This is a genomic window from Enterococcus sp. DIV0176 (assembly GCF_050528535.1).
GTDB lineage: Bacteria > Bacillota > Bacilli > Lactobacillales > Enterococcaceae > Enterococcus_B > Enterococcus_B thailandicus.
The window spans coordinates 1459556-1479115 of sequence record NZ_CP172879.1 but is presented as its reverse complement, the minus strand read 5'-3'; the positions used below and the strand labels follow the sequence as shown (position 1 = coordinate 1479115).

Genomic DNA, 19560 nt, shown 5'->3' with positions numbered 1-19560 from the left:
GCAACAAATAGTTTAGCTATTATTTCAGCTATGTTAGGAAGTGGGACAAAAGATGAAATTACTGACAAATCAGACGAAGCTCCGAGGCACTTTACAAGTACCTGCAGATAAATCAATTTCTCATCGAAGTGTTATGTTTGGTGCAATCAGTTATGGAGAAACTGTTATTCATAATTTTTTGCGGGCACAAGACTGCCTTTCAACGTTACAGCTATTCCGAAACTTAGGTGTCGAGATCACTGAGGAGATAGACCAAACTATTCGTATCAATGGAAAAGGGATTGAAGGATTACGTCCAAGTAGTAGTCCGCTAGATTGTGGGAATTCAGGAACAACGGTTCGGCTCGTTTCAGGAATTTTAGCTGGTGCGGCCTTCTCGTCAACGTTAATTGGAGATGCTTCGTTAAGCAAACGACCAATGAACCGAATCATTGATCCGCTGACCCAAATGAATGCTCGAATAACTGGGGCGACGGAGAAAGGTTTGTTACCTCTCAAAATCGATCAAACAAATCAATTAATACCAATCACATATGAAATGCCTGTTGCAAGTGCTCAAGTGAAATCAGCTATTTTATTTGGAAGCTTACAGGCAGAAGGTACGACAACAATTATTGAAAAAACACCTTCTAGAAATCATACAGAAGAAATGATCCAACAGTTTGGTGGGCGAATTCAGCAGTCAGGAAAAGAAATCACACTTGTTGGACCACAAAAATTAACCGGCTGTGAAGTAAACATTCCCGGTGATATTTCTTCGGCTGCATTTTTTATTGTTGCAGGTTTGTTGTGTCCAGAAAGTGAAATTACACTAAAAAATGTCGGTATTAATCCAACTCGAACTGGCATTTTAGATGTAGTTAAACAGATGAATGGCCAAATCAAGCTAACGGAAGAAGATTCTGTTAACCAATCAGCAACGATTCAGGTGAAAACATCTGAACTTCAAGGTATCGAAATCGGAGGGGCAATCATTCCGCGACTGATTGATGAACTACCTGTGATTGCGTTACTTGCTACCCAAGCAAAAGGAACAACCCGAATTTATGATGCCGAAGAATTAAAAGTGAAAGAAACCAATCGAATTGATGCAGTGGCGACAGAATTAACAAAATTGGGTGCAAACATCCAAGCGACAGAAGATGGGCTAATCATTGAGGGACCAACACCACTTCGAGTTTTCCAAAAAAAACAACAAGTTTCTAGCCATAACGATCATCGGATTGGTATGATGTTACAAATTGCTGCTTTGTTAGTCGAAACCGGCGAAATAGAACTAGCGGAAGCAGAAGCGGTAGCCATTTCATATCCTCAGTTCTTTGGTGATTTAGCTAAATTAGTCCAAGGTACATCAAATGAATAATTCGATTATACTTGTTGGTTTTATGGGGTCGGGAAAAACCACGATTGGCACACTCTTAGCAGAAAAACTTGCTGTTTCTTTAGTCGATTTAGATGAATTGTTCGAACAGAAATATGCGACTACGATTACACAATATTTTGAAAAATATGGCGAATCACACTTTCGTCAAGCTGAGACAAAGCTGCTTCAAGAACAATTGACTGTTTCAAAAGCACAAGTGATTTCTACTGGTGGTGGCATTATTTTAAATCAAAGAAATCGAACATTGCTAAAAAATGGTGGAAATGTTATTTTTTTAGAAGCATCAATTGCTGAGCTGTATCAAAGAGTTATTCATGACGAAAAAAATGTGAGACCTTTGGCACGACAAAAGACAGTTGCTGAATTCTCAGAACTATATCAGACTAGAAAAGCATTTTATCAAGAAGTAGCCACGTTTCAAATTGAGACGACGAACAAATCGCCACAACAAATCGTGACAGAAATTTTAGCACGCTGTTAAGAAAGCATCTCGAATGACTATTGGTAAATTGGCAAAGAAGAGTGAGGGGAAACAAGAAGTTTGTTTTGTCCTACTTTTTTACGAAATTGACTGAAAAAATAGTATTTCAAATAAAAAATCGTTATTTTTTATTAAATTGGACTTAAGTAGCATGCTTTTTATCGATAGGTAACGTATCCTTGAACTATCATTAGGTAATTAGGAGGAAATGCGATGAGTCGGATGGACCGTCACAATAAACAAAACAAAGGGAAATCCTTAAAAAACAATACAGATAATCTCTTCGCTCGCCGTCAACGAAAACAGGATATTCAGCGAGAATCAGATCAACATGTAGAACAAAATCAAAGCAATCAGTCATTTTCGAATGATTTTGATTCATCAAACAACCAATTGAATCGACCATTTGATGAATACAATGAATATGAGCAATTGAATCAGCAAACAACTGAGAAAAAGAAATTTTTTCGGAAAAAGAAATCACCACAACAACCACCAAAAGGACGAAAAAAACGTTCATGGAAGAAAATGCTTTTTGGTCTTTTCATTCTTATTCTACTTTATTCAGGTATTTCTTTTTTTGTAGGAAAATTTATGGCTGAGCATGACAGTAGTTTAGCTAATGCACCAGTTGAGACCTTTAATGGTGTTCAGTCAGAAAACGGAGCAAAAAACATTTTGATTTTGGGAAGTGATACAAGGGGAGAAGACGCTGGTCGGGCAGACACAATTATGGTTTTGCAGCTACGAGGTCCAGCGCACAAACCGAAGCTCGTTTCCTTTATGCGTGATAGCTTTGTTAACATTCCTGGTGTCGGGCAAAACAAAATCAATTCTGCTTATGCCTATGGCGGTGCAGAGCTAGTCCGGCAGACGTTAGCAGAAAACTTTGGAATCGAGTGTCAGTATTACGCAAAAGTTGATTTTCAGTCGTTTGAAAAAGTAATTGATGCGTTATTTATGTTCGGTGTGAAGCTAGATGCTGAGAAAGACCTGAATCTTGATGGTGTCGATATCAAGAAAGGGGTCCAAAAAATGGATGGCCATGTCTTATTGCAATATGCTCGTTTTCGAATGGATGAGGAAGGGGACTTTGGTCGTGTTAGACGTCAGCAACAGGTGATGAATGCAATTTTCAGTCAACTAAAAAATCCAATTAACTTACTTCGAGCACCTTATGCGGCTGGAAAAGCAATTGGGTATACTTCGACAGACGTCACCGCAACATTTATAGCTACTCATCTGCTTTCAATTGCTCGTGGTGCAACTGGCATCGATCGACTAAGCGTGCCAGTTGACGGCTCTTGGGATTATGGTAACAGTGAGTATGCAGGAAGTGTCTTAGTCATTGATAATCAAATGAACCAAGATGCGATTACCACGTTTTTGAATGAATAATTTGAGTAAAGATAAGAGTGATTTTTGTTATCAGGTAGGCTCATAGTGGAAACAATTTAAAAAATCCTAGGATGAAAAAATTCCTAGGATTTTTTTATTAGAGACTTTAGTCATTTTTTCGCAAAGCATGTAAAAAAACCACGCATTTTATGCGTGGTTTAATTTATTTTCGTTGCTAGTCCTCAAAGCCGCATAAACCATACGAACCTTGTGCCTCGGACAATGGAATACTTACAACCGAATTTGCGTTATTTAGCCCACGACAATTGGGATTATAGTGATATTTTCGACCAGAGTCCGGAGCAATATAAACCATTTGTTGGTTTTGATTTTGCTGGGCTGCAGCTTGCGCAGCGGCGGCTTGTTCCGCAGCGACTCTAGCTTGTTCTGCTTGTTCATCGGCGATCCGCTTAGCTTCAGCTGCAGCCTGCTCATCGGCAACACGTTTAGCTTCAGCTGCAGCCTGCTCTTCAGCGACACGTTTAGCTTCAGCCGCAGCTTTTTCTTCGGCGACTCGCTGTTCTTCAGCAATTCGTTTGGCTTCAGCGGCCTTTTCCTCAGCGACGCGTTTTTCTTCTGCTGCCTTTTTTTCCGCAGTAACGATGGTCTGTTCAACTTTATTTGTTCGTTCAGTTAATGCACTGCTTCCACCAGGGATTTTTCCAATCGCTGTCAACGCAATGTTTAGTTGATCTCTGGTTGGTTCTTTTTCCGCTTTTTCAACTTCTTGTTGTGCCTGTTTTGTTAAATTTTCTAGTTCTTTTTTCTTAGCTTTTTCTTTTGAAATCTCAGTAGTATCTTTAGTTGATGATTCACTTGTTTTTGATGACTTGGTTATGTTGGTCGAACTACTAGTGCTTTCTGTAGTTATAGCCGAACCAGTTCCACAGGCACCAAGAATCAGTGAAAGGGAAAAGATTATTGGCAAAAGCCATTTCTTGTATTGAACTCTTTGTGTTTGTTTTAGTTGCCAACCAACGAATGCAAAGAGTAAGGTACCCAATGTAATCGAGGCAGTTGCCTCCATATTAATTATTGATTGAAAGAATAAAACCATCCCAATCCCTGCAAGAAACCAAGTTACCCCATTTTTCTTTTTCATTTTTTCCTCCTAGATAATTTTTGCTCCCACTTATTGGCAGGTAGCGATAGTCGCCATATAGTTGTGTAAAAGTTATTTAAAGTTAATCTTAAAATAACCATCTTATTAAATAAGTTTACTATATTGTAACTAGTAATTAAAGAATTAATCAGGAAATTAAAATGACAAAATGAATTTTAAGTTAGCGGTTACTTTTGAAATAATTTTGCTATAAATAAAAACTGCTATTTTTCTAGTTACTAAAATCGTAAATAGAAAAATAGCAGAGTAGTCAAGGTGTAAGTTTTACAACAAAAGTTTCGTATGGACGTAAGTTAAGTTGGTCAAGTGTTGAATAAGTGGCATCGTAATTACTGATAATTGTCATTTCTGGTTTTTCAGAAAAAGAATAGAAAGTCTTTTGATCTGAAAAATTTGCGCAGACTAACCAAGTCTCGTGTTCGTAATTTCTTTTATAGGCAAAAATTGTAGGGGGAGTATCTAATAACTCATAGTTTCCCCAAATAATAATTGGGTATTTTTTTCGTAAAGCAATCAGCTTTTGATAAGTAAAGAAAAGCGAATTAGGATGATTCAAATTTGCTTCGACATTGATTTGTTCGTGATTTGGATTGATTGGGTACCAAGGAGAAACGGTTGAGAATCCCCCAAAGAGCGAATCGTCCCATTGCATAGGTGTACGTGCATTGTCACGACCTTTGGTATTGATCGCTTCAAAAATTTTTTCTTTCGCAATCCCCGCTTCTTGTTGACTATGATAAAAATTTAGACTTTCGATATCTTGAATCTGCTTGGCGGAATGAATCGGAAAATTCGTCATACCGATTTCTTCACCTTGATAAATAAATGGGGTCCCACGCATCAAATGAAGCAGGATTGCTAACATTTTCCCGCTCTCTAATGGATAGTTTAAGTCTCCCCAACGAGATAAAATGCGAGGCTGATCGTGATTGCTCCAAAATAAACTATTCCAAGCATTTTCAGGCAGGGCAGTTTGCCATTTTGAAAGCACCTTTTTTAGTTCAGGAACACTTAACTTTTTAAGTGCCCACTTTGAGTGCCCAGTTTGCTCATCTAATGCCATATGTTGAAATTGAAAGACCATTGAAAGTTCGTTTCTTTCTGGTGCCGTATATAACGGTGCAGTTTCAGGAGTCACACTTCCTGCTTCGCCAATAGTCACTAGGTCAGTTTCTTTTAAGACTCCATGATACATTTCTTGGAGGTATGTGTGTAAGTTTGGTCCGTTACCGAGTACTTCTTTTTCAGGTTGCTTTCCAATCAAATCAATAACATCTAATCGAAAGCCACCGATCCCTTTATCAATCCAAAAGCGCATCATTTCCCAAATCTCTTTTCGCATATTGGGATTCTCCCAATTTAAATCTGGTTGATGTTTGGAAAATAAATGCAAATAATACCGATTTTGTTTTTCGTTAAATGTCCAGGCCGTTCCGCCAAAAAAGGACTGCAAAGTATTGGGTGGTTCTTTTTGCCAAATATAATAATCCTGATATTTTTTATTTCCTTTTTCTGCTTCCAAAAACCAAGAATGTTGATCAGATGTATGATTAACAACTAAATCCATAATGATTCGGATTCCAAAAGACTTCGCTTTGGTAATTAATTGTTCAACATCCGCCATTGTTCCAAATTCATTTAAAATTGCATAATAGTTGTCAATATCATAACCATTATCAACGTTAGGCGAGGAATAAACCGGTGATAGCCAAATCGCATCAATTCCCAGTTGATGCAAGTAGGGAAGGCGAGAGACAATGCCGTTGATATCACCAATCCCGTCATGATTGCTGTCTTGAAAACTCTTTGGATAGATTTGATAAAAAACCGCTGATTGCCACCAAGGTATAGTCTCTTTATTGTCTTTATTCATAAAAAACTCCTTTCTGGTGAAACGTTTCTAAGAGTCGCTTGATAAAATTCAAACAAGTTCCTGACTTAGCTTTCATTATAATCAAAAAAATCAAGCTTTCAATGCTTTTTTATCGAAAAAAATATTTTAGAAAGCGCTTTACAAATTAGAAACAAGCTAGTATACTTCTCCCTGTAGAAACGTTTCACTAAAAAATGGAGGAGTAAAAAAATGAAACTATCGAAGAAAATTGGCTTATTAGGATTGACAGCTGTAATGGCACTTGGTGGATTGGCGGCGTGTGGTTCAAGCAATAATTCAGCAAAAGATAGCGAAGTTTTAAATATTTGGGGAATGGGGGACGAAGTAAAGCAGTTATCAAAAATGACTGATAAATTTACAGATGAAACTGGAATTGAAGTGAAAATTCAATCTATCCCATGGTCGAATGCACACGATAAACTACTAACGGCTGTGGCTTCAAAAAGTGGTCCAGATGTTTTACAGATGGGAACGACTTGGATGCCTGAATTTCAAGAAGCTGGTGCATTAGCAGATATGTCAAGTTACATTGATAAGTACGATGCGATGAATCCAGATAACTTTTATGAAGGTTCTGTTGAAACGACACAGTTTGATGGGAAGTCTTATGGTATTCCTTGGGCGGCAGAAACACGTGTCTTGTTTTACCGAACAGATATCTTAGAATCAGTAGGATATAAAGAACCACCAAAAACTTGGGAAGAATTAGAAGATGCTGCGAAAAAATTAGCAGCACGTGGAGATGATAAATATGGAATCAATATTGATTCCAAGGAACAAACATTAGGGTTCATGTTTGCACGACAAAATGGTTCACCTTTGATTAAAGATAACCAACCAGAATTTGACCAAGCACCTTTTGTCGATAGTGTTGCTTACTTGAACAACTTTATCCAAAAAGGCTATGCGCCTAAGCAAGATCTTGGCTTAGATGTCAGCCAAACGTTTTCAGGCGATGCGATGGTTCCAATGTTCATTAGTGGACCGTGGATGGCAAAAACGGTGAAGGATACTGTTCCAGATATTGATGGAAAATGGGCAATCGCACCGTTACCGGGTAAAGAAAACAATATCTCATCCATGGGTGGGTCGAACTTAACTATTTTTGAATATTCAGAGAAAAAAGATGACGCGGCGAAATTTATTAACTTTATGGCACAGCCAGACAATCAGTTAGAGTGGATGCATTTGACAGACGCACTTCCAACAGCTAAAAAGACTTGGGAAAATCCTGAATTGAAAGATGATCCAATTTATAGTGTCTTCAATGAACAACTACTTAATTCAGAACCAATGCCATTAATCACACAATTTGAAGAAATCGCTCAAAACTATTTGAAACATTTTGAACAAATCTATTTAGGTGGTCAAGATGTTCAAAAAGAAATGGATTCATTCAATCAAGAAACAGAAACTTTATTAAATAAATAGTTTATCGGGCCTGAGGTCAGCAACTCGTGTCGCTATCTCGGGCCGATTTATTCAATTAAATTGGCGAAAGAATCTAATGTTTGCTTGTCAAATAGCAATCAAGCTAGCTTTCCCCATTCTAGAAAGGAAGTTCTGAAAGTGAAAAAAAGTCGAACACTTAAAGCACCATATTTATTTATTGCACCTGCACTTCTTTTGCTTTTACTTTTTTCAATCATTCCGATTTTTGTCGCTTTTTTTATTAGTTTTACTGATATGAGCTTGGTAGGGTTAGCAGATTGGTCAAAAATCAATTTTGTTTCATTCGATAACTATCAAGAAATCATTAGTGACCCGGTGTTTTTAAAAAGTATTCAAAATACGATTTTTTATGTTGTTTTGGGCGTGCCGTTAGTCATTGTCATGTCGCTAGGCTTAGCATTAATGATTAACTTTGGAAAAAATAAATTATTCTCAGCTTTTCGAATGATTTTTTACACACCAGCAATTACCAATGTGGTTGCCGTTGCAGTGGTGTTTAGTTATCTTTACAATCCAAGTTTTGGTTTCTTGAACTATTTGTTGTCTTTAGTTCATTTACCAGCTGTTCCTTGGCTAACGGATCCAACCATCGCAAAAATATCCTTGATTATCTTGGGTGTTTGGCGGGCTGTTGGAACAAATATGTTAATCTTTTTAGCGGCAATCCAAGGAATCCCCAAAGAATTATATGAAGCAGCATCATTAGATGGAGCTTCAAAAAAAGCACAGATTTTTTATATCACGATTCCGTCCTTACGTTTTTCAACTTTCTTTGTAACGGTGACAACTTTAATCGGCTGGCTTCAATTTTTTGAAGAACCATTTGTAATGACGAATGGTGGACCATTAGATAGCACGACTTCAGTTGCGTTATTCATTTATCGTAATGGGTTCCAATTCAGTAAATTTGGGTATGCCGCTGCGGGGTCATTTATTTTATTTGCGGTAATTATCCTAGTTACTTTATTCCAATTTAGAATGCAAAAACGCAATATTGAAAATCAACTATAGAGGTGTGACTGTTATGAATAAAGAATTACAAAGTAACCGACGAGTGAAATTTGTTATGGGTCTGGTTCTAACGATTGGCGCACTAGTCTGGATGTTGCCGTTTATTTGGATGCTATTATCCTCGTTAAAAACGGATATGGAAATCATGCAATTTCCACCTAGAATTTTTCCAGAAAAAGCGAGTTTAGATAATTTTATTGAATTGTTCAATGCATTTGATTTTACGACGTACTTAAAAAATACGCTGATTGTTGTCGCATTTTCTTTTTTAGGAATGATTTTTAATGCGATGGCAGGTTTTGGTTTTGCTAAATATAAATTTAAGGGAAGAGAACCTCTTTTTTATTTAGTATTAGCAACGATGATGATTCCTGGTCAAGTGACAATGATCCCCGTTTACTTGATTATGAATTCAATGAATTTGACTAATACGATGCCAGGGATTGTATTGCCAGGCTTGGTTGGAGCATATGGTATCTTCTTGTTCCGACAGTTCATGTCAGCAATCTCAAATGAGTTATTAGAAGCTGCTCGTTTGGATGGTGCGAGTGAATGGTTTATTTTTACGAGAATCATTTTGCCAATTTCTAAACCAGTATTGGCTGTTCAAGGAATTGCCACATTTATCGGTGGTTGGAACTCATTCTTATGGCCGTTGATTATGGCAAGTGATGAAAAATATTACACGTTATCAGTTGGGTTGCAGTTATTAAAAGGTCAATATGCAAACAACTATGCGTTACAAATGGCAGGATCTGCTTTTATGGTCGTACCGATTATTATTATCTTTATGTTTTTACAAAAATATATTCTAGATGGGTACAATGTGTCTGGTAATAAATAGAGGAGCTTACGCATGAAACAACAAGAAATTCTGAATTTACTTGAAAAAATGACGCTAGAAGAAAAAATCGATCAGCTGTTACAATTAGCAGCAGAATTTTATTCGGAAAACGCAGAAGAACGAACAGGTCCAATGGCTGATTTAGGCTTAACTGAAGCAACCATTGCAAATGCAGGGACAACGTTAGGGGTTTCAGGTGCAGAAGAAGCCATTCGAATCCAAAAAAAATATTTAGAAAAAAACCGTTTGGGTATTCCTACTATTTTGATGGCAGATATCATCCACGGGTTTCGTACGATTTTTCCGATTCCATTAGGGTTAGGGAGTTCATGGGATCTGGATGCTGCTGAAAAAATGGCAGAGATTTCAGCGAAAGAAGCCGCTGTATCTGGCTTACATGTGACTTTTTCACCAATGGTTGACCTCGTTCGAGATCCGCGCTGGGGCAGAGTAATGGAATCAACGGGTGAAGATTCCTTTCTAAATAGTCGGTTTGCTGAGCGCTTTGTGAAGGGATATCAAGGAGAAAATTTAAAAGAAGATTTCTTCAGAGTGGCTGCTTGTGTCAAACATTTTGCAGCTTATGGAGCAGCGATTGCTGGTCGTGATTATAACACGGTGAACATGTCAGAACGCCAGTTGAGAGAAAGCTATCTTCCCGGGTATCAGGCTGCACTAGAAGCAGGTGCTAAATTAGTAATGACTTCTTTTAACACCATAGATGGTATTCCAGCAACAGGGAATAAGTGGTTATTTAGAGAAGTTCTCAGGAAAGAACTTAATTTTCAAGGAGTTGTGATTTCTGACTGGGGTGCAGTAAAAGAACTGATTCCACACGGCGTTGCCAAAGATGAAAAAGAAGCGGCTAAACAAGCGTTGCTAGCTGGAGTAGATATTGAAATGATGACGACTTGCTACAGCAATTATTTAAGTGAGTTGATTAAAGAAGGACAAATCTCTGTCGAATTATTAGATGAAGCTGTCGTTCGAATTTTAGAATTGAAAAATGATTTAGGCTTGTTTGAACAACCATTCCGTGGGGCAGATCCAGTGAAAGAAAAAGAGATTGTTCTATCCAATAAACATCGAGAAGTCGCGTGTGAGATTGCTAAAAAATCAATGGTATTATTGAAAAATGATGATATCTTACCTTTTAAAAAAGAAGAAACCATCGCGATTATTGGCCCAGCTGCTGCTTCTAAGAAAATTTTAGGTGCGTGGTCTTGGCAAGGGAAATCAGAAGAGGCAATTTCGTTAGTTGAAGGTGCCGCTAGTTTAAGCAAGAAATTGTTAGTTGGAAACGAAGTATTTGATTATTTAGAACCAACGACTGAGGCGATTCAAGAAGCCTTATTGTTAGCAGAACAAGCAGATAAAGTTGTTATTGCATTAGGTGAATTAGAAGAAATGAGTGGAGAAGCAGCAAGTCGCAGTGATATTCGCTTACCAGGTGCGCAATTAGCATTTTTCCAACAAGTTTTGGAAATAAATGATCAAGTTGTTGTTACTTTGTATAATGGTCGTCCATTAGACTTACAGGGAATTGATGAAGCAAAAGGAATCATTGAAGCATGGTTTCCTGGGACAGAAGGTGGGAGAGCATTAGCAGAAATTCTTTGGGGTAAATATAATCCAAGTGGACGATTAAGTATATCCTTTCCTGAAACAGTTGGTCAAGTACCGATTTATTATAATTGTGATAATACTGGTCGTCCGTTTGAGACGACACCTGATGAAAAATATGTTTCAAAATATCTAGATGTTTCAAATTATGCAAAATATCCGTTTGGTTTTGGCCTCAGCTATAGCGATTTTCGTTACTCAGCAATTTCTTTAACCAGTGATGAATTGACACCAGCAACGGAGATAACTGTTTCTGTTACGATCAAAAATCAATCAGTTTTTGCGGGTGAAGAAACGGTTCAGCTCTATATTCATGATTTAGTCGGTGAAGTTGTTCGACCAGTCAAAGAACTAAAAGGATTCCAGAAAGTTCACTTGGCACCTTTTGAAGAGAAAACAGTGGCTTTTTCGATTGATGAGTCGCTTTTGCGATATGTACACAGTAACCAAGAAATGAGCAGTGACGCAGGTGAGTTTGAAGCAATGATTGGTCCAAACAGCCGAGAATTTTCGTCGGTGCGTTTCAACTTAAAAAAATAGATAGGAAGATTAGATGATGACACAAAAAATGATTGATTTGACAGAAAAAAATAGCCATTTTTCTTTTCTGCCAACAGGTGATTTAGCAGAAATCGAAAGTCATGGGATGATGATCAACCAACTAATGGGAAATTATTTAGATGGTAGTTTGACTCAACTTTATTTAAGAGTTTATCAAGAAGAAACTATTTTATTTGCGCCAATGATTGGGTCGAATGCGCATAGTCAGTTTTTCCAAAAAGAGAATCAATTGGTGTGGAAAGGACAATTTGCAGGAGTTAGTTATCAAGTGGACTTTCAATTAGCAAACACTGGCTTGTGGTTTTGGCAAGTCAATTTGCAAGGAACGGGACAGCAAGCAGATGTGATTTATGGACAAGATTTAGGCAATGCGTTACCAGGAGCAGTTCGTTCAAACGAGGCGTATATGTCACAATACTTGGATCACCATATTACCCAAGTCGATGATAAACTTGTGATTTCTTCGCGCCAAAATCAAATTCAAGGGGAAAATTATCCTTTAGTAGAAGTAGGAAGTTTAACAAATGCTGTTGCTTTTTCAACAGATGGGTATCAATTTTTTGGCCAGAGTTATAAAGAAACAAATCAGCCAGAAGCATTGAACCAGCCATTTTTAGCAAATGAAGTTTATCAATATGAATTTGCTTATGTTGCGTTGCAGTCAGAAAAAATAACAGTTACACAAGAGAAACAAATAATTATTTTTTATGGTGGGACACTGGCAAATCAAGCAACGGCTGTGACAAAGCCAGCTTTTTCAAAAGCAGAAGTTGTAGCCTCATATCATTCATTAACGTTTGATCATTCGTTTATGGGGACTGAAGGAAAACAAGTAACGAAACATTTGGGCGAGCCAATTGTTGGTGAAACGATGACTAAAGCAGAAATTTTGAAGTACTTTCCTGTGAAAGAACAAGTTGAACAAGAAAATCAGCAGTTACTTTCCTTTTTTACAACCAATTATCATCATGTCGTTACCAAAGCAAAAGAGCGAGCAATGGAGCGAACGCATGGACATATCTTATTAAGCGGAACTGAGCTAGATGTTGACCGTCCCTTATTAAGTACAACTGTTTATATGCCCGGAATTTTTAATTCCCAAGTGGTCTTAGGCAATACGACAATGAATAAATTGATGAGTAATAGTCGAAATGCTTTAAATGTTATCAAGGAATCTGGTCAAAGAATCTATTTGAAACAGGGCGAAAATTGGCGGATTTTAACAATGCCTTCTTTATTTGAGATGGGACTGAATTCGGCTAAATGGTACTATAAATTAGAGGACGATTTGTTGACCATTACGACTTATACGGTGGTTGACGGCCGTGAAATCCGAACAGAGATCCACAGCCAGAAAGGGAAAAACTATACATTCGCGATTACCAACCAGCTAGTGATGGGTGCCGATGAAGCACAACCAACTTATCAGTTAGAGCAAAACAAGCAAGTGGTGACGGTAACAGGGAGTAAACAGTCAGATACACAGCAAACGTATCCTAATCTAGCTTATCGTTTCACCTTGGATCAACCGTTTCAGCTAACAGACGAATCACTGTTTTTTGCTAGTCCTAATAATGACCAGAAACTAACTATTTTCCTAATTGAAAATCAAGCAGAAGTAACAGTCAAAATTGAAGGAAGCCTAACAGGTGAATTTAAGGCAGCTAAAGCAACAACTCTTGCTGAACAAGATCAACAGTATACAGAATATATCAATGAGTTATTAAACAACTTTGAATTAGTGCATGAAACACAAACAGTTGAGCAAATGAATTTGATTGCACGCTGGTACACCCATAATATGTTAGTTCATTATTTATCTCCACATGGGTTAGAACAATATGGCGGAGCTGCCTGGGGAACCAGAGATGTTTCGCAAGGACCAACTGAATTTTTCTTTGCTGTGAATCGACCGGAAGTTGTTGCGTCCATTATCAAAAAAGTTTATGCTAACCAATTCTCTGATGATGGAAACTGGCCGCAATGGTTTATGTTTGATCGTTACGAAACACAAAAAGCGGATGAAAGCCATGGAGATGTAATTGTTTGGCCAATGAAGGTTGTTGCAGATTACTTGGATAAAACGAGTGATTGGGGCATTCTGAACGAAAATATAACTTATACTGATCGTAAAACTTTTTTGAAAACAAATGAAGCAGAGATACTATTAGACCATATCAAAAAAGAAATTTCCTATATCGAATCCCACTTTTTACCTGGGACAGCTTTGTCTTGCTACGGTGACGGTGATTGGGATGATACGTTGCAACCATTTGATAATCAATTAAAGAAATCAATGGCAAGTAGCTGGACAGTCGCTTTGACGTATCAAGTACTGCACAAGTTAAGTATTTTGCTGAGAGAGGTCGATCAGTCTTATAGTCAGCATTTGAGTGAATTAGTTGCTAAAATAAAACAGGATTATGAAACATATATGTTTACAACCGATACTTTGCCAGGCTTTGTCCGAATGGACGCACAAAACGAAGTAGAATTGATGATCCATCCAAATGATCAGAAAACGGGCATTCATTATCGTTTGTTGCCAATGACTAGAGGAATGATTGCTGAATTACTGACGCCAAAACAGGCTGAACATCATTTAGCCATTATCAAAAAACACTTACAATTTCCTGATGGTGTTCGGTTGATGAATCGCCCAGCGGCTTATCAAGGTGGTGTAAGTACGAACTTCAAACGGGCAGAACAATCTGCCAATTTTGGGAGAGAAATTGGGTTACAATATGTGCATGCACACATTCGTTTTACAGAAGCCATGGCGAAATTAGGCAAGACAGAAGAAACTTGGCATGCACTCAATATTATTAATCCTATCGGAATAACGAACCAAGTGAAGCATGCAAAATTACGACAAGCAAATGTCTATTTCAGTAGTTCTGATGGAGATTTTAAAACAAGGTATGAAGCGGAATCAAACTTTGGTAAACTGAAAGATGGAAGTGTACCAGTAAAAGGTGGCTGGCGCATTTATTCAAGTGGTCCGGGAATTTATTTAGGCCAATTGATCTCAAGTGTTTTAGGTATTCGAGAAACAAGTCAGAGCGTAACCTTCGATCCAGTATTGCCAACTGAGCTGGACCAATTAAGCCTTCGCTATCAATTGCTAGGAAAACCAGTCACTATTCATTACCATTTAGGTTCAGGTGAATCAAAAGTGATGTTGAACCAGCAAGAGTTGCCAGTTGAACATGAAAAAAATCCGTATCGAACGGGTGGCTTGAAAGTATCTAACCAGGCGATTATAGCGCAGTTACAAGCAACAAATCGAATTGATATCTATTGTTAGGAGATGAGAGCAACATGGTGGGAATTAAAGATATCGCAAAAAAAGCAGGGGTATCCATCTCTACTGTTTCGTACGCTTTAAATGGTAGCCAAAAGGTGACGGAAGAAACGAGAGAAAGAATCAAAGCAATTGCGGATGAATTAAACTACGTTCCTAATATGGCTGCTCGTACATTAAAAAGACAGCAAACAAATATTATTGGTGTTTATTTAGCAGATTATGGTGGCAGTTTTTATGGTGAATTATTAGATGGAATCAAAAAAGGCTTAGCATTTTATGACTTTGAGATGATTGTTTGTAGTGGTGAGAAATCTCATTTATTCATTCCTGAACGAATGGTCGACGGTGCAATCATTTTAGATTGGACATTTGATTCACAGGAAATTTTACAGTTTGCACAACGGGGACATTCAATCGTTGTGTTGGATCGTAAACTTTCTCATGAACATGTTCGGAAAGTATTGTTAGATAATAAAGGTGGAGCAACACTGGCAGTAGGTGAAATGGTTGCAAAACAGACGAAATTTGTTCACCTGATTACGGGTTCAACAAAAGCATATGATAGTCAGCAACGTTTAGCTGCAAGTACAAAAGAGCTTCAACGATTTGGTATTGATTATCACACAATTGAGGGGGATTTTACAGAGCCATCTGGTTATCAAGCAGCCAAAGAAATCGTAGCTAGCCAACCGGATTTTCCAATTGATATTTTTGCTTTCAATGATGAAATGGCGGTAGGTGTGTATAAATTTTTCAAAGAAACGCAGTATGAAATAGGAAAAGACGTTCGTATAATCGGGTTTGACCATATCGAAATTGGTGAGTTTTTAACGCCAACGTTAGCAACGATTTCATATTCTAAACATCGTTGGGGAATGTTAGCAGCAGAAAAAATTATTCAATTGATCCAAGGCGAATCTACAGAAGATGAGCACATTTACACGACGTTTATCAATGGGGATTCCTTCAGCTAAACAGAAATCAAAATAAGCAGAACTTACTTTGTGTCCAAAGATGAGTTCTGCTTATTTTTTGAGAAAAGAAAATGAAAAAATTAGGAGTTTTGGGATGTCCTAATAATAAGGAATGAACCTTAAAAAAAGCATAAAAGCTCATCATTCAATCGGATGATAGGTGAAGCCACTACCTGTAACTTCAGCAACATTATTTGCGATAACGAAAGCAGTTGGATCGATTTCTTTGATCAATGGTTTGATCCGAGTAAATTCCTGATCCGTCGTGACAATCAGTAAGACTTCTTTAGGCTTTCGATTATAGCCGCCTTTTGCTTCTAATAAAGTCAAACCGCGACCAATCTCCGCAGTTAAACGAATACGGATTTCTTCTAATGAATCTTCACTCATAATCATAATTGATTTCTTACGATTGAGACCAGTTTCGATATAGGTCATGACAATTGAAGTAATAACAATGGAGAGAATGGCATAAAGAAATTCTTCAAAACCGAAAATAAGTAAGTTTAAGGAGACTACCACAGCGTCAGTTAACAGCAACCCAATGGATGTATTCAAGTGAAAATATTTTTTAAAGATTAACGGAGGGATGGTCGTTCCACCACTAGAAGAGTTGTTGTTGTATAAAATCGCAACACCTAAGGCAAAAATGGCACTACCAAAAATAACTGATAGTAGGCGATCAGAGGTCACCATTGTCTCAGGGACGATGGCAATCACAAGGGGAAAAACGATGCTACCAAAAAGAACTTTTAAAAATAATTTTTTGCCTAAAAAGAGAATAGCAAGCACTAGCATGAGACTATTCAAAGCCAAAATAACTAAAGCACGATTCATTCCAAAAGCGGATTCAAATAAAATACCTAGCCCACTAACACCGCCAGCCGCTACATGGTGAGGGCCTAAAAATAAGTTGATACTTACACCTAAAATAAGTAAAGCAAAAAGAATTTTTATGTAAGTCCAAATAAAATCTTTTGTTTGTCTCATTCATCCACATCCTAAACACATTTTGTTTTAATTCCTTTTTTCCAAGTAGTTCATTATAACCTAATTTTTGTGTAATGTTAACTATGGTTTGTGTTTTTTTTTAGGCATAGCGAACATTTCTTTTGATTTGAAAAACAATGGATGTAGTTGAATCAACTTCGAAAAATCACTATACTAGGTGAGAAGAAGCTTACGGGAGGGCTAGAAATGGGCAAAAAGGAAACAAATGCAGCCGTTATGGATAAAGCAAGAAATGTTTTCAGCAAAATGGCGTGGCTGAACAAATTAACAATGGAAAAACGATTAGAAGGCTATCAGCCATCAGAAGTCCACTGTATCGAATTCATCGGGAAAAATCAGGACTCAAATGTGACTAAGCTTGCTAGTTCATTATTTATGACAAGAAGTGCAATTAGTAAAATAACTAAAAAATTAGTGAAAAAAGGCTATATCGAAAGTTATCAAAAACCTGACAATAAAAAAGAAGTTTATTTCAAATTGACTGGGAAGGGAAAAGAAGTTTTTGAAGTGCACGAACGGACACATCAAGAATTTCAGCAACGAGACCAAGTGATTTTTGACCAAGTGACGGAACAACAGTATGAAGAATTAGGGCTTTTTTTAGCAAAGTATGACCAACATCTAAATCAGGAAATCGAGAAATTAGGTTTGTGAGAAGAAAATTTAGAGAGCAAAATGTTGACTGAAAATAGAGCGAATCATTCGCTTTATTTTTTTGTGTAAAAATTGTTGACAAGGACACAAAAAAAGAATATTATTTTGTTGCCTAGGACACAATATGATATTTATAACAAAGGAGTTTTTTATGTTTTCTAATCAACAAAATACGATCAAATCACGTAATCAAATCGACCAAAAGGCTTTTCTTTTTGGTTTGATCTCAGTTTTTCTTTCAGGCATTGGTTTTACAATTGTTTCACCTGTGATTCCATTTTTAGTTCAACCTTATATCAGTAATCCAGCCAATCAAGCACTTGCAGTGACAGCACTGACTTCTGTATATGCTGTTTGTGTTTTTCTGGCAGCTCCTGGATTAGGTGCATTAAGCGATCGCTTTGGCCGACGAGTTGTGTTGCTGATTTGCTTGTTAGGTTCAACAATTGGCTATTTAGTATTTGGTTTAGGTGGTGCACTTTGGATTTTATTTCTTGGTCGGATAATTGAAGGGTTCACGGGAGGGACGATTGGTACGATTTTTGCCTATTTTTCAGATATCACTCCAGCTGAGGAACGAACGAAATATTTTGGCTGGATTAGTGCTGTTACCGGTGTTGGTGTCGTATTCGGACCAACGATCGGTGGTTTACTTGCTAATTTTGGTTATGCAATTCCAATGTTTGCCGGTGCTTTTGTAACGTTTCTCAATTTTTTATTTGGGTACTTCTTTATGCCAGAAAGTTTAGCAAAAGAAAGTCGCTTGACCGCAGTTCCTGTTAGTCGCTTAAATCCATTTACCCAATTAAAAAATATTCTTTCCATTAAGCAAGTCAGTCGTTTATTGTTCGCCGGTTTTTTGCTTTGGATTCCAAACGGTGCATTTCAAGCAGTGTTTTCTCAATTTACGATTGATTCTTTTCACTGGCAGCCGACAGTTATCGGTTTAGTTTTTTCAATAATTGGTATTCAAGATATTTTTTCTCAAAGCTTAATCATGCCTCGACTACTAAAATGGCTCACGGATCGTCAAATTGTTACCTTAGGAATGAGTGCTGAAATTGTTGGCTATGTATTGATTGCTTGTTCGACAATTTTTCACCAACCAAGTTTATTTATTATCGGAATGTTTATCTTTGGTTTTGGTGATTCAATTTTTGGGCCAGCGTTCAACGGCCTCTTATCTAAAGCAGTTACACAACAGGAACAAGGACGCGTGCAAGGTGGAAGTCAAGCAATCCAATCGTTAGCAAGAGTTATCGGACCATTGATTGGTGGACAGCTATATGTCTCGCTGGGACATTCTGCGCCAGCAGTTATGGGGATTTTCTTGATTTTCTGTGCAATTGTAGTGATGTATCAAACCATTCAAACAGTAATAGTTAAACATTAATCGTTTTACTGAAAACAGGTGAAGCTCTTCAAAAATAACTTGAAAGCTTCACCTGTTTTATTTGACAGCTAAGGTACAGCGTCCGACTGCGATTTTTGTTTGTTGATTTAAAAAAATGTCTGCATGCCAAACTTGTAAAGAGCGTCCAACTTTGTCTGGCACAGCAATGACAGTTAACGTACCCGTCTGTGCTTTATTGAGATGATTTACTTGTAGATCCACACCAACAGCAAAATGAGGTTGCTCTAAATGTTGATTTGCGCCAAGGCTACAAGCTGTTTCAATCAAAACACCATTGATTCCGCCATGTAGATAGCCATAAGGTTGCAAATGAATGGCGTGGATGTCTAAAGATAAGACAACTTTTTCTGGAGAAAGTTCTAGCGTTTTGATTTGTAAATGTTCCAGTAAATTCATACAAATATCACTCCGTTCTTTTTCTTAGTATAA

General features: G+C 37.4%; 15 protein-coding genes. 11 read left to right on the top strand and 4 right to left on the bottom strand.

The features are described 5' to 3' along the window. Positions 1-52 precede the first annotated feature (52 nt). The 3 genes from aroA to IGJ66_RS06865 all read left to right on the top strand — a co-directional run bounded on the left by aroA (position 53) and on the right by IGJ66_RS06865 (position 3263). Complete coding sequence (gene aroA, locus IGJ66_RS06875) at positions 53-1363, top strand: 3-phosphoshikimate 1-carboxyvinyltransferase (RefSeq protein ID WP_075491472.1); 1311 nt, start codon at positions 53-55, stop codon at positions 1361-1363. Further along, positions 1356-1865 carry a shikimate kinase gene (locus tag IGJ66_RS06870; protein ID WP_067482203.1) on the top strand — a complete coding sequence of 170 codons (510 nt, stop codon included), beginning with the start codon at positions 1356-1358 and terminating at the stop codon, positions 1863-1865. The genes aroA and IGJ66_RS06870 overlap by 8 nt, the downstream gene beginning before the upstream one ends. Before the next feature lie 213 nt (positions 1866-2078). After that, positions 2079-3263 carry an LCP family protein gene (locus tag IGJ66_RS06865; protein WP_285603049.1) on the top strand — a complete coding sequence of 395 codons (1185 nt, stop codon included), beginning with the start codon at positions 2079-2081 and terminating at the stop codon, positions 3261-3263. 175 nt (positions 3264-3438) lie between these two features. On the opposite strand, the gene IGJ66_RS06860 is transcribed toward IGJ66_RS06865, so the two are convergent. Both IGJ66_RS06860 and IGJ66_RS06855 read right to left on the bottom strand, forming a co-directional pair. Further along, positions 3439-4365: a hypothetical protein gene (locus IGJ66_RS06860; protein WP_067482199.1), complete on the bottom strand. Its 927-nt coding sequence runs from the start codon at positions 4363-4365 to the stop codon at positions 3439-3441. Between the two features lie 271 nt (positions 4366-4636). Continuing rightward, entirely contained in the window at positions 4637-6259 is a 1623-nt protein-coding gene (locus IGJ66_RS06855) for a glycoside hydrolase family 13 protein (RefSeq protein WP_430616413.1), read from the bottom strand. Between the two features lie 210 nt (positions 6260-6469). Between IGJ66_RS06855 and IGJ66_RS06850 the strand changes: the two genes are divergently transcribed. The 6 genes from IGJ66_RS06850 (at position 6470) to IGJ66_RS06825 (ending at position 16052) form a co-directional block, all read left to right on the top strand. Beyond that, entirely contained in the window at positions 6470-7711 is a 1242-nt protein-coding gene (locus tag IGJ66_RS06850; RefSeq protein ID WP_067482189.1) for a sugar ABC transporter substrate-binding protein, read from the top strand. A 138-nt stretch (positions 7712-7849) separates the two neighbouring features. Beyond that, positions 7850-8743 carry a carbohydrate ABC transporter permease gene (locus IGJ66_RS06845; RefSeq protein ID WP_067482187.1) on the top strand — a complete coding sequence of 298 codons (894 nt, stop codon included), beginning with the start codon at positions 7850-7852 and terminating at the stop codon, positions 8741-8743. A gap of 13 nt (positions 8744-8756) precedes the next feature. After that, the gene (locus IGJ66_RS06840) at positions 8757-9587 is read left to right on the top strand and encodes a carbohydrate ABC transporter permease (RefSeq protein WP_067482185.1); all 831 of its coding nucleotides are present in this window, start codon (positions 8757-8759) and stop codon (positions 9585-9587) included. Between the two features lie 12 nt (positions 9588-9599). Continuing rightward, positions 9600-11750 (top strand): glycoside hydrolase family 3 N-terminal domain-containing protein, encoded by a 2151-nt coding sequence (locus IGJ66_RS06835; protein ID WP_430616412.1) that lies wholly within the window; start codon positions 9600-9602, stop codon positions 11748-11750. 16 nt (positions 11751-11766) lie between these two features. Further along, positions 11767-15078 (top strand): GH36-type glycosyl hydrolase domain-containing protein, encoded by a 3312-nt coding sequence (locus IGJ66_RS06830; RefSeq protein ID WP_430617027.1) that lies wholly within the window; start codon positions 11767-11769, stop codon positions 15076-15078. 14 nt (positions 15079-15092) lie between these two features. Next, a complete protein-coding gene (locus IGJ66_RS06825; protein WP_368026807.1) occupies positions 15093-16052 on the top strand; it encodes a LacI family DNA-binding transcriptional regulator in 960 nt (319 codons plus the stop codon). A gap of 141 nt (positions 16053-16193) precedes the next feature. Here the strand turns inward: IGJ66_RS06825 and IGJ66_RS06820 are convergent, their stop codons facing one another. Next, positions 16194-17042, bottom strand: a complete 849-nt coding sequence (locus tag IGJ66_RS06820; protein WP_067482176.1) for a YitT family protein — start codon at positions 17040-17042, stop codon at positions 16194-16196. A gap of 207 nt (positions 17043-17249) precedes the next feature. Between IGJ66_RS06820 and IGJ66_RS06815 the strand changes: the two genes are divergently transcribed. Together IGJ66_RS06815 and IGJ66_RS06810 are read left to right on the top strand one after the other, a co-directional pair. Further along, entirely contained in the window at positions 17250-17717 is a 468-nt protein-coding gene (locus IGJ66_RS06815) for a MarR family transcriptional regulator (protein ID WP_067482174.1), read from the top strand. Between the two features lie 151 nt (positions 17718-17868). Next, positions 17869-19110, top strand: a complete 1242-nt coding sequence (locus tag IGJ66_RS06810; protein ID WP_067482172.1) for an MFS transporter — start codon at positions 17869-17871, stop codon at positions 19108-19110. 57 nt (positions 19111-19167) lie between these two features. Here IGJ66_RS06810 and IGJ66_RS06805 read toward each other — a convergent pair whose 3' ends face one another. Next, positions 19168-19527, bottom strand: a complete 360-nt coding sequence (locus tag IGJ66_RS06805; RefSeq protein ID WP_067482170.1) for a PaaI family thioesterase — start codon at positions 19525-19527, stop codon at positions 19168-19170. Positions 19528-19560: the final 33 nt, after the last annotated feature.